The following is an 11,896-nucleotide window of genomic DNA, read 5'->3' as shown; positions in this document are numbered from 1 at the left end:
AAAATTTTTGGTCTGTAACTCCTTATAGATTAAGGCTTGGTGAATTTGTTTTGTCAAATTCGTAAAAAATGAAAACCAAAACCATTTAATGTGCGTAAATGACTTTATATAACTTAACAAAAATAAATTTTATGAAAACTAAAAAATTCTTATCAATCGCATTTATGGCCTTAGTATTTGGAGCAACTTCTTTTGCTCAAAAAACAGTAATGGTAGGTGGAGCAGCAATGTATCCTTCTAAAAACATTGTTGAAAATGCTGTAAATTCGAAAGACCATACTACTCTTGTAGCGGCAGTTACTGCAGCAGGTTTAGTAGAAACATTACAAAGTAAAGGACCATTCACCGTTTTTGCCCCAACAAATGCAGCGTTTGCGAAATTGCCAGCAGGTACAGTAGATACTTTGCTAAAACCAGAAAATTTGAAAACTTTGCAAACTATTTTGACTTACCACGTAGTTGCAGGAAAAATGAATGCTGCTGATATTGCTAAAGCAATTAAAGCAGGAAACGGTAAAGCTACCGTGAAAACCGTAAGTGGTGGTACGTTAACAGCTTGGATGAAAAGTAAAGATTTGTACATCACTGATGAAAACGGAAACATGTCAAAAGTTACAATTGCTGATGTAAACCAATCAAATGGTGTAATTCACGTTGTAGACACAGTAGTTTTGCCTAAACAATAACAATTTAGTTTAAGGTTAATATGTTTGTTAGTCTTAAGAGCCTCAGATTTCTGAGGCTTTTTTGTGCAATAAAAAAACCGATACTTTTTTGAGAGTATCGGTTTTTTTAATTCTTGTTGGTTCTTCTTATCTTAAAACAGCGCCGAGCTCTGTTTCAAATGTTTTTTGCAACTTGCTCATGATTTTGTCAATTTGCACATCTGTCAAGGTTTTAGCGCTATCCTGAATGGTAAAACTAATAGCGTATGATTTTTTTCCTTCGGCAAGATTTTGACCTTGGTACACATCAAAAAGATCTACATTTTTGAGCAATCCTTTTTCTGTTTGTCTCGCTAGGTTGTAAATACTGCTGTAAGTTACGTTTTCATCAATCAATAAAGCCAAGTCACGTCGAACTTCCGGATATTTTGGAATTTCTACAAACTTAATTTTTGTAGAGAGTTTTTTCAAAATTAAATCCCAGTCAAAATCAGCATAAAATACTTCTTGTTTGATTCCGAATTGTTTCAAAATACTCTTTTTCACAACTCCTAACGACACTAAAACATCGTTTCCTATCGATAATGAAATTCCTTCTGACAATACATCTAGAGTAGTCGGGATATTTTGAAATTTAGATAATCCTAAACGAGATAAAATCCCTTCGACATAACCTTTAAATAAGAAAAAGTCAGATGGTTTTTGTGCAGCCGTCCAGCTTTCAGCGTTGCGATTTCCGGTTAAAAACAAAGACAAATGCTTTTTTTCTTCGTAACCTGCCAAATATTTGTGGTACGTTTTTCCGAATTCAAATAATTTTAAATCGGCATTTTTACGATTAATGTTATACGATACTGCCTCCAAACCAGAAAACAATAGAGATTGGCGCATGGTCGACAAATCAGCACTCAACGGATTTAAAATCGTAACATTATTGCTAGGATTCAACTGCTCTGATAAATCAACATATGATGCTGTTGTTAACGAGTTCGCCATCATTTCATGAAATCCTTGAGAGTTCAATTGTGTGGCAATAGTATTTTGTATTTTGTAATCTTCGTTTCTAGGAGCATTAAACACGGTTGCGTTCAACTTATTTGAAAAAGCAACATTGTTGTAACCGTATACTCTTAAAATTTCTTCGATAACATCAATTTCTCTTTGTACATCTACTCGGTATGACGGAATAGTTAAACCAAGCCCAGCATCAGAAACACTGTTAACTTTAATGTCAAGTGAAACTAAAATTTTCTTAATTGTATCTTTCGGAATTTCTTGACCAATAATTTTAGCTACTTTGCTGAAGTTTAAGAAAACTGTGAAATCCTCGATCTTTTTTGGATAAAAATTTACCACATCAGATGTGATTTCTCCACCTGCTACTTCTTGAATTAATAAAGCAGCGCGTTTTAAAGCATATTCTGTAATTGTTGGGTCAATACCTCTTTCAAATCGGAAAGACGCATCAGTATTCAATTGATGTCTTTTAGCTGTTTTACGAACGCTTACCGGATTAAAATAAGCGCTTTCTAAGAAAATAGAGTTCGTACTTTCTGATACGCCAGATTTTTTTCCACCAAAAACCCCAGCAATGCAAAGTGGACCTTTTTCATCGCAAATCATCAAATCTTCTTCATGTAGTGTGCGCTCAACATCATCCAGTGTAACAAATTTTGTTCCCGCAGGAAGTGTTTGTACAATCACTTTACCATTGATTTTAGCTGCATCAAAAGCGTGTAGCGGCTGACCAAGATCATGTAAAACATAATTGGTAACGTCAACTACATTGTTTTTTGGTGTTAAACCAATAGCTTTTAATCGGTTTTGCAACCAAGCTGGTGATGGTTTAATCTCAATTCCCGAAATGGTTACACCACAGTATCTTGGAGCTAATTTGCTCTCTTTAACATCAACATCTATTTTTAAAGTACGTTTGTCTACTCTAAAATTACTAACAGATGGAGTGATTAGTTCTACACTAATTCCTTTTTGTAGCATTCCAGCTCTCAAATCGCGTGCTGTTCCCCAGTGACTCATAGCGTCAGCACGATTGGGTGTTAATCCAATTTCAAAAACTTCGTCGTTTTCTATTTTAAACACCGTTGCAGCTGTTGCGCCAGGAACTAGAGCATCGTCAAGAACCATAATTCCGTCATGACTATCACCTAATCCTAATTCGTCTTCGGCACAAATCATACCGTGGCTTTCTTGACCTCTGATTTTTCCTTTTTTGATGGTAAATGCTTCTCCATTGGCATCGTATAAAACGGTTCCAATTGTCGCAACAGGTACTTTTTGTCCGGCGGCTACGTTGGCTGCACCACAAACAATTTGTACGGGAGTTCCTGTTCCTAAATCAACGGTAGTTATTTTTAGTCGATCAGCATCAGGATGTTGTACGCAGGTTAACACATGACCCACTACAATCCCCTCTAAGCCTCCTTTTACAGATTGGTATTTTTCAACGCCTTCTACTTCAAGACCTAAATCAGTCAATAGAGCAGATGTTTCCTCTGAATTCCAGTCTGTTTTAATAAATTGCTTTAACCAGTTGTATGATATTTTCATGTGATAATTTTAATAAAAGTGCAAAGAGCTTCATTTTAGAAACTGTGTGCAAATATAAGGATTGAAGCGTGTAGAAAGAAACAATTTTTTTGCTTTTTTAAACGGTTTCATTAGCATTGTTCAGTTGTTCTTTTTCGATATGAAAACCTAATTAAATGTGAAATGTGTAATAAATAGTTCTTAAAAAAATGTATTTGGAAATTTTATGCTACTAATTGATACTATCGTACTATATTTTTTGGAATTGGGTTGCTAAATTTGAAAAAACATAAAACGTACTACTATGGATAATGTGTTCAAAAGACCTGAATTTAAGGCAAAATATGATAATTATATTGGCGGTAAATTTGTTGCGCCAACAAGTGGAACTTATTTTGATGTTGTTTCACCAATTGATGGAAAAGTATTTACGCAAGCAGCTCATTCAAACAAAGCGGATCTTGATTTGGCTGTCGATGCGGCTTACGATGCTTTCAAAACTTGGGGAAAAACATCAGTAACCGAGAGAAGTGTTCAATTAAATAAAATTGCCCAAATAATCGAAGATAATTTAGAATATTTAGCAATTGTAGAAACCATAGACAACGGAAAAGCAGTTCGCGAAACTCTTGCGGCCGATTTGCCTCTAGCGATAGATCATTTTAGATATTTTGCAAGTGTAATTCGTGCCGAAGAAAGCTCAATAACCGAATTAGATTCGCAAACAGTTTCGATTGCATTAAGCGAACCTCTTGGGGTTGTTGCGCAAATCATCCCATGGAATTTCCCTATTTTAATGGCAGTGTGGAAACTGGCTCCAGCGCTTGCAGCAGGAAATACAGTAGTGCTTAAACCAGCTGAGAGTACTCCGATATCAATTTTAATCTTAATGGAATTGATAGGAGATGTATTGCCTCCTGGAGTTGTAAACATCGTTAATGGATTTGGTTCTGAGTTAGGAAGAGCCTTGGTAACCAACAAAAAAGTTTCAAAAGCTGCCTTTACAGGATCAACTCCTACAGGACGTTTGGTTATGCAATATGCCACAGAGAATATTATTCCAGTAACCTTAGAACTTGGCGGGAAATCACCAAATATTTTTATGAAATCAGTGGCAGATGCTGATGATGAATTTTTTGATAAAGCAGTCGAAGGTGCTGTGATGTTCGCCTTAAACCAAGGTGAAATTTGTACCTGTCCATCACGTTTATTGGTACACGAAGATATCTATGATAAGTTTATTGCCAAAGTAATTGAACGTACCGAAGCAATTGAAACAGGACATCCTTTGGATAAAAATACCATGATGGGTGCTCAAACTTCGATGATTCAGAAGGAAAAAATTCTATCCTACATTAAATTAGGAAAAGAAGAAGGAGCAGAGTTGCTTACTGGCGGTTTAGAAAACACTCACGACGGGGAATTAGAGGGTGGTTATTACATTAAACCAACTCTTTTTAAAGGGCATAACAAAATGAGAATCTTTCAAGAGGAAATTTTCGGACCTGTTTTAGCAGTGACTACTTTCAAAACAACTGAGGAAGCCATCGAAATTGCAAATGACACCATTTATGGTTTGGGCGCTGGTTTATGGACGCGCGACGCTCATGAAATTTATCAGGTTCCAAGAGCTATTCAAGCTGGTCGTGTTTGGATTAATCAGTACCATTCATATCCTGCAGGAGCTCCGTTTGGAGGGTACAAACAATCAGGAATTGGTCGTGAAAACCATAAAATGATGTTGGGTCATTACCGTCAGACTAAAAATATGCTTATTTCTTACGATAAAAATAAATTAGGTTTCTTTTAATTGGTTACAATAGATTGTTCAATTCAAAACCTGGCAAGTACTTCAATTTGCCAGGTTTTATTTTAAAGACAAAAAAATGAAAAAACGAATTCATGCTACTCAAAAAGCGATTGATTTAATACACATTTTACAAGAAAAACATGGTGATTTGATGTTTTATCAAGCAGGAGGTTGCTGTGAGGGAACGCAGCCGCAATGTTTTGAAAAAGGAGGTTTTTACCAACGCTATGGCGATGTATGTATTGGTACAATTGAAAACACAGAGTTTTGGGTGGATAAAGATTTATTTGAATATTGGAAACATGCTCATTTTACCCTTGATGTTTTGGATGGCTTTGGCGTAGGAGGCTTTTCATTGGAAACTCCACTTAAAAAGACATTTCGAATTGAATATCGTTTGTTTTCAGAAGAAGAACTTCTTGATTTAGAACCGCTGCGATTTATAGAATAGACTAATTTACAAACAGTTGTTGGTATTGTTTTGGCGTGATGCCTTCGTGCTTTTTGAACAATCGAATGAAATAATTACAATCTTCAAAACCAGATAAATAGCAAACTTCATTAATTTGAATCGCTGGATTTTTAAGTAATTGTTTGGCACAACGCATTTTTTCTACGTGAATAAATTCTACAGGACTCATGCCTAGTTCGCGTTTGAAATAGCGATAAAAAGAGCTTGTGCTCATAGATACTTTGTCGCTAAGCTGCTTCATGTTGAAATTTTCTTTTATATTTTCCCTGATAAATGCTACAATTTGGGTCATAGGATTATTAGGATCCGTTGAAGTTCCTTCTTCTAAAGATTGAGTAGCTTGCGATTGTATAATGCGGATTAATAATTCTTGTAATGTCAAATCAGCGAGAACATCCTTGGTGATCGATGTGCTCATGCATTCCTGAATTAGTTTATTGATAGTTGTAGCTAATTCAATATTGTTGTAGAAAAAATAATTTTGGTAATTAAGCTGCCAAAACTGATTGTTTCCTTCCTTTGGATAACGTTCGTTCAAAAATTGGAGTGTATCTGTAATTTTTACTTGGTCAATGGCAAGCGCTAAGCATTGTGTGGGGTTGTGACTTGAAGCCTCTGGAAAGTCAATTTTCATAGCTACATTTGACGGAATCACAACAGTTTCGCCAGGTAAATAAACAAAACTTGGGTCATCAAAAAGGTGCATTACTTTTTTACCTCGAAGCATACTAGTTACCACCAAATCATTGAACTGTAAAGGCACAGCCATTGAGGATTCGTAAGTTTCGAATAAATTTAACTCGCAATGGTTCAAACCGTAAACAGTTCTGTTTTCTACTAAAGTTTTAAGTGATTTTTCGTTAGATAACAGTGGTGGCTGAATGAAATAGCGGTTATTATTCATAGTATATTACTTTTCGATGAGGGAAGTATAAATATACTAAAAAAGCTTTATTCGGTAATTTACTTTAACATTTTTACAGTAATTCGTTGACGTGTCTCTGGATGTTTTGACTAATTTTTTGCGTTGGCAAATCGTTTTCATCGGTACCAAAAGGTTCTTCGATTTCTTCAGCAATTAATTCCAAACTTGCCAAGACATAAAAAATAAATACAACTACTGGAACAACGTAATACCCCAAATTAAAAGAATATCCAAAAGGTAAAGTCATTACATAAAAAAAGATAAACTTTTTAATAAATGCACTGTAGGAGTAGGGAATTGGAGTGTTTTTAATCCTTTCACAAGCACCGCAAATATCAGTAAACGACTTCAATTCTTCGTTCAAAATGATAAGTTGGTCACCTGTAATTTTTTTATCGTTGTATAATGAATTTATTCTTTCAAACATCAGCTTAGCCACTTGATTAGGCCTATGTTTTTCTTGATCCAAATCAATAACTAAGTTTTCATTTAATTGTTGGCTCGTTGCTTCGTCCTTCAAATGCAAGTTTAAAACAAAAGCGTAATTTGGAATTAGATTTCTAAAAAAAGCTACATCTTCTTCGTTTTTGAGAATCGCAGCTAGTTTCAAAGCAAGATTGCGACTGTTGTTTACCAAAGCGCCCCATAATTTTCGGCCTTCCCACCAACGATCATATGCAGTATTGGTTCGAAAAACAAGCAAAAGGGAGATTACAAATCCCAGCATTCCGTGCATGATGGTTATGTTTCTGACATAACTGTCTTCGGCTAATTTCCAATATTCTACTTCAACATAACCAACTATTCCCGAATAAAACCCAATGGCAATCATCACTGGAAATAATTTTCTAAAAGTATCTGCTTTGTGAAAGCGGAATATAAATGTAAACCAATCTTTGGTGTTGTACGAAACCATTTTGTTTTTTTTACTGTTGTAAAAGTAATTAAAAAACCAAATTACCAGCCAATTCACGTAAAGCAATTTCAGATAGTTTACCTTGAAATTGAGCATTGCTGTAACGTACTTTAGCATTCACATAATTTAACTGCGCTGTTCTAAATTCTAAAGTGGTAATAGTTCCAATTCGGAATTTATCTAAAGTAATTGTTAAGTTTTGTTGTGCAATAGCTTCGTTTTTTTCTTCTAAACGAATCAGTTCTAAATTAGTCAAATACGTTTGGTAGGAGGAAGCCAACTGCGCATTAAGAGTCAGATTTTGCTTATCAATCGTCAGTTTAGAATTAGCTACTTGTAATTTTGCGATTTTCTCGTTTCTGTTTTGTGCAAAACCATCGAAAATATTAACGGAAGCCGTAAATCCGTAATTAAAACCTCTGGATTGCGATTCTCTAACAAATCCTAAACTACTTTCACTTTCTGAAAAATTGTAGGCCGTATTCACTCTCAAAGTAGGGTAGCGCGCAGCTTTTACTTGTTTTAGCTCTAATTCAGCCACTCTCTTATTGATGATTTGAGCTTCTAATTGAGGGTTTTGTTTTTCAGCTAAGGCTTTCAACTCTGGTAAAGTTAAAAACGAATCGACAGCTAGTTCATCTACTACTTTAAAATCAGTTGTCACATCACGTGCGAGAAGTTGATTGAGTAAAATTTTACTATTAGCGTACAATTCTTTTTGACGCAAAAGTGCGACTTGATCTGTATTTAAGTCCACTTGTGCATTTAAAACTTCAAGTTTTGATGCCTTACCAATTGTAAATCGGTTTTGAGCCAATGCTAATCGTTGGTTAGAAATTACAATAGTCGTATCAAGAGCTGCTAATTGTTGCTGCTGCTGCACCAAATCGTAATAGGCTGTATTGACATCACTAATTCTAGTCAGAATAGTGAGTTTCAATTGCGCTTCACCAAGCTTTTGTAATTCTTTTAATTGATCTCTGCGTGCAAACATACGCATACCATCAAAAATAGTCCAATCCAATCCAACACCGTAGGTTAGATTGTTATTTTTGGCATTATCTAATTCGTTTTGTGTACCATCCTGCCTTATTTGCGAACTATTTTGAATACTGTTGTTATCCAAAACATTTGCAGTTAACGTAGGTAGCATTCCAGCGTTACCAATAGCATTATTTATCTTTTGAACATCAAGATTATTACGTCCAATTTTAATATCGTAATTATTCTCTAATGCCGTTTTTACAGCGTTTTCTAGAGAAAGTACTTCTTGCGCAAAACCGTTTGAACAGCATAAAAATAGGAACAGTCCGGTTGCGATATGTTTTTTAAAATTTGTCATTCTTCTAATTTTTCGTGCCAAAAAAAATGGCTATTTGGCTTGAATACAATTACTTAATTTTATTTGAATTCTTTCTCGTACTCTTCAATACGGTCAAATTCAGGATAATGTTTACGTGCTTTAGACCACATTAAATACATGGCTGGAATAACAAACAATGTTAATACGAGAGAAAAAATAGTTCCTCCTACGATAACAACTCCCATACCAATACGACTTGTAGATGCCGCTCCTAAAGACAAAGCAATTGGTAATGCACCTAATGATATTGCCAAACTGGTCATTAAAATTGGTCGCAAACGTGCTTCAGAAGCTTCGAGAATTGCTTCTAATTTTGGCTTTCCTTGTTCACGGAGTTGGTTGGCAAATTCGACGATCAGGATTCCATTTTTGGTAACCAAACCAATTAGCATTACGGTTCCAATTTGACTAAAAATGTTCCAAGTTTGATCAAATAGCCACAATGAGAACAATGCACCAGCAACAGCCATGGGTACGGTTAAAATGATTATAAATGGATCGATAAAACTTTCGAATTGTGCTGCTAATATCAAGAAAATTAAAAGTAAAGCTAAACCGAAGGCGAAAGCAGTATTCGAACTACTTTCAACAAAATCGCGAGATTCGCCACCTAAATCGGTTGTAAAACTATCATCTAGAACTTTAGCTTTGATTTCGTTCATAGCGTCAATTCCGTCACTGATACTTTTTCCAGGTGCCAAACCAGCAGAAACTGTTGCAGCCATATAACGGTTGTTGTGGTACAACTGTGGCGGATTACTTTTTTCCTCAATAGTCACTACGTTGTCCATTTGAATTAATTCACCTGCGCTGTTTTTTACAAACATCGAGGTTAAATCCAATGGTTTTGAACGGTCATCTTGATCGAACTGCCCAATAACTTGGTACTGTTTACCATTTCGCATAAAATATCCAAAACGTTGACCGCTTAAAGAAAGTTGCAGCGATTGGGCAATATCTATAACTGAAATACCCAAACTTTCAGCTTTTTCTCTATCAATTGTGACATTGACTTCAGGTTTGTTGAATTTCAAGTTGACATCACTTACAGCAAAGGTTGGATTTTTAGCCACCTCATCCATAAAAACAGGAATCTTTTCTTGCAATTTTTCAAAGTTAGGTGCTTGAATGATGTACTGAATTGGCAAACCACCACGACGATTTACAGCAATTGTTGGCTGTTCGATAACAGACGTTTTTGCATCAGGATATTGCTTGGTCCACTTGGTTAGTTTTTCGGCAATTTCTTTCTGAGAATCTTTACGTTCGTCTGGTTGTACCAATGAAACTCTGATGAATCCACTGTTTACAGATGATGAACCAAAACCTGGTGACGTAATTACGAGCGCTACCTTTTTACCCGGAATAGAATCATCTACTAGTTTCGAAACTTCTTGCATGAATCGATCAGTGTATTCGTATGAAGAGCCTTCAGGCGTAGACATTCGCATTACAAAACCAGAACGATCATCGTAAGGCGCAGTTTCTTTTTGAATCAAACTATAAAACAAGTAAATCAAGCCAAAACAAGCAATTAAAATAGGGAAGCTCAACCATTTGTTTTTGATGAAAGAACTTAACGAGCTTGCGTAACTGCTATTTAATTTTTCAAAATAAGGTTCTGTTTTGATGTAAAAATTAGACTTTTTCTGCTCGCCACCTTTCATTAAATAAGCATTTAACATTGGTGTTAAAGTCAAGGAGACAAAGGCAGAAATTAAAACTGCGGCTCCAATCACCACTCCAAATTCTCGAAACAGTCGGCCTACGAATCCTTCTAAGAAAATTACTGGTAGGAACACTGCGGCTAAGGTTACCGAAATTGAAATTACTGCAAAAAAGATTTCGTTTGATCCTTTAATTGCCGCCTCAATTGGCGTCATTCCTTCTTCGACTTTTTTGAAAATGTTCTCCGTTACTACAATACCATCATCAACAACCAAACCGGTTGCCAAAACAATGGCTAAAAGTGTTAACACATTGATTGAAAATCCGAACAACCACATGATAAAAAAGGTAGCAATAAGTGATACCGGAATATCTATTAAAGGTCTGAAAGCGATAGCCCAATCTCTAAAGAATAAGAAAATGATCAAAACTACCAAAACAATCGAAATTCCAAGAGTTTCAGCTACTTCGATTACTGATTTTTTTACAAAAACAGTATTGTCAATGGCAATATTTAATTTAATGTCTTTTGGAAGGTCTTTTTTTAGTTGCTCAAATTCTTTGTAAAATGCAGCCGAAATATCTAAATAATTGGCTCCCGGAAGTGGTACAATAGCAACTCCAACAAGCGGTGTTCCTGATTGAGTCATTTTGGTTTCGGTATTTTCAGGACCTAAAACTGCATTTCCAACATCGCTTAAACGTACTACTTTTTCACCTTCTGAACGAATGATAATATTGTTGAATTCTTCTGCTGTTGAAAGGTTCCCAATAGTTTTTACCGTTAATTCCGTATTGTTTCCGGTAAGTTTTCCAGATGGTAATTCTACATTTTGCTTGTTTAAAGCGGTTCTCACTTCTGCTACTGTACAACCGTAGGAAGCTAGTTTTACCGGATCAATCCACAAACGCATCGCGTAGCGTTTTTGCCCCCAAATTTGAACTCCAGATACTCCTGGGATAGTTTCTAAACGTTGCGAAATTACATTTTCAGCATAATCGCTCAATTCTAAAGCGTTTCGAGTGTCACTTTGAACCGTCATCGAAATAATGGCATCACCATTGGCATCTGCTTTTGAAACTACTGGTGGTGAGTCAATGTCTTGTGGTAAGTTTCGAACGGCTTGCGATACTTTATCACGCACATCATTAGCAGCGTCTTCAAGGTTTTTATCCAAGTTAAACTCGATGGTGATGTTACTGCTTCCTTGTGCACTTGACGAAGTAACGTTTCGGATTCCATCAATCGAGTTAATTGCTTTTTCAAGTGGTTCTGTGATTTGCGATTCGATAATATCAGCATTTGCACCAGCGTAATTTGTTCGAATCGATACTTGAGCGGGGTCAATAGAAGGGAATTCCCTCACGCCCAGAAAAGTGTAGCCAATTAAACCAAATAAAACAATGGCTAAATTAATTACAATGGTAAATACAGGTCTTCTAATACTAGTTGTTGATAAACTCATTTAGATTTTTAATTTTTGATTGCTGTTTTTAGATTTTTGTGTTGTTCAGAAATCTACCTTTTGA

General features: G+C 35.6%; 8 protein-coding genes. 3 read left to right on the top strand and 5 right to left on the bottom strand.

Features of this window, described 5'->3' with window-relative positions; all coding sequences use genetic code 11:
* Positions 1-131: 131 nt before the first annotated feature.
* The gene (locus G9Q29_RS14235) at positions 132-686 is read left to right on the top strand and encodes a fasciclin domain-containing protein (RefSeq protein WP_166138915.1); all 555 of its coding nucleotides are present in this window, start codon (positions 132-134) and stop codon (positions 684-686) included.
* Positions 687-812: 126 nt separating this feature from the next.
* Here G9Q29_RS14235 and pheT read toward each other — a convergent pair whose 3' ends face one another.
* A complete protein-coding gene (pheT, locus tag G9Q29_RS14230; RefSeq protein WP_166138911.1) occupies positions 813-3,233 on the bottom strand; it encodes a phenylalanine--tRNA ligase subunit beta in 2,421 nt (806 codons plus the stop codon).
* A 283-nt stretch (positions 3,234-3,516) separates the two neighbouring features.
* On the opposite strand from pheT, the gene G9Q29_RS14225 reads away from it, so the two are divergent.
* The gene (locus G9Q29_RS14225) at positions 3,517-5,022 is read left to right on the top strand and encodes an aldehyde dehydrogenase family protein (RefSeq protein WP_166138908.1); all 1,506 of its coding nucleotides are present in this window, start codon (positions 3,517-3,519) and stop codon (positions 5,020-5,022) included.
* Positions 5,023-5,098: 76 nt separating this feature from the next.
* Positions 5,099-5,473 (top strand): DUF779 domain-containing protein, encoded by a 375-nt coding sequence (locus G9Q29_RS14220; RefSeq protein WP_166138905.1) that lies wholly within the window; start codon positions 5,099-5,101, stop codon positions 5,471-5,473.
* A 1-nt stretch (position 5,474) separates the two neighbouring features.
* On the opposite strand, the gene G9Q29_RS14215 is transcribed toward G9Q29_RS14220, so the two are convergent.
* From G9Q29_RS14215 to G9Q29_RS14200, 4 genes are all read right to left on the bottom strand, one after another.
* A complete protein-coding gene (locus G9Q29_RS14215; RefSeq protein WP_166138902.1) occupies positions 5,475-6,398 on the bottom strand; it encodes an AraC family transcriptional regulator in 924 nt (307 codons plus the stop codon).
* Between the two features lie 73 nt (positions 6,399-6,471).
* A complete protein-coding gene (locus G9Q29_RS14210; RefSeq protein ID WP_166138899.1) occupies positions 6,472-7,335 on the bottom strand; it encodes a bestrophin family protein in 864 nt (287 codons plus the stop codon).
* Positions 7,336-7,363: 28 nt separating this feature from the next.
* Positions 7,364-8,677, bottom strand: a complete 1,314-nt coding sequence (locus G9Q29_RS14205) for a TolC family protein (protein WP_166138896.1) — start codon at positions 8,675-8,677, stop codon at positions 7,364-7,366.
* A gap of 59 nt (positions 8,678-8,736) precedes the next feature.
* Positions 8,737-11,832: an efflux RND transporter permease subunit gene (locus G9Q29_RS14200; protein ID WP_166138893.1), complete on the bottom strand. Its 3,096-nt coding sequence runs from the start codon at positions 11,830-11,832 to the stop codon at positions 8,737-8,739.
* Positions 11,833-11,896 lie beyond the last annotated feature (64 nt).

It is taken from the genome of Flavobacterium turcicum (genome assembly GCF_011365745.1).
Classification (GTDB): domain Bacteria; phylum Bacteroidota; class Bacteroidia; order Flavobacteriales; family Flavobacteriaceae; genus Flavobacterium; species Flavobacterium turcicum.
Note: the sequence above shows the minus strand (reverse complement) of the source record. Positions and strands in the feature narration are given on the sequence as shown.

Excerpts from the sequence above, each read along its gene's own strand:
- G9Q29_RS14220 (WP_166138905.1), top strand. The coding sequence starts at position 5,099 with ATGAAAAAACGAATTCATGCTACTCAAAAAGCGATTGATTTAATACAC.
- G9Q29_RS14235 (WP_166138915.1), top strand. The coding sequence starts at position 132 with ATGAAAACTAAAAAATTCTTATCAATCGCATTTATGGCCTTAGTATTT.
- G9Q29_RS14205 (WP_166138896.1), bottom strand. The coding sequence starts at position 8,677 with ATGACAAATTTTAAAAAACATATCGCAACCGGACTGTTCCTATTTTTA.
- pheT (WP_166138911.1), bottom strand. The coding sequence starts at position 3,233 with ATGAAAATATCATACAACTGGTTAAAGCAATTTATTAAAACAGACTGG.
- G9Q29_RS14225 (WP_166138908.1), top strand. The coding sequence starts at position 3,517 with ATGGATAATGTGTTCAAAAGACCTGAATTTAAGGCAAAATATGATAAT.
- G9Q29_RS14210 (WP_166138899.1), bottom strand. The coding sequence starts at position 7,335 with ATGGTTTCGTACAACACCAAAGATTGGTTTACATTTATATTCCGCTTT.
- G9Q29_RS14215 (WP_166138902.1), bottom strand. The coding sequence starts at position 6,398 with ATGAATAATAACCGCTATTTCATTCAGCCACCACTGTTATCTAACGAA.
- G9Q29_RS14200 (WP_166138893.1), bottom strand. The coding sequence starts at position 11,832 with ATGAGTTTATCAACAACTAGTATTAGAAGACCTGTATTTACCATTGTA.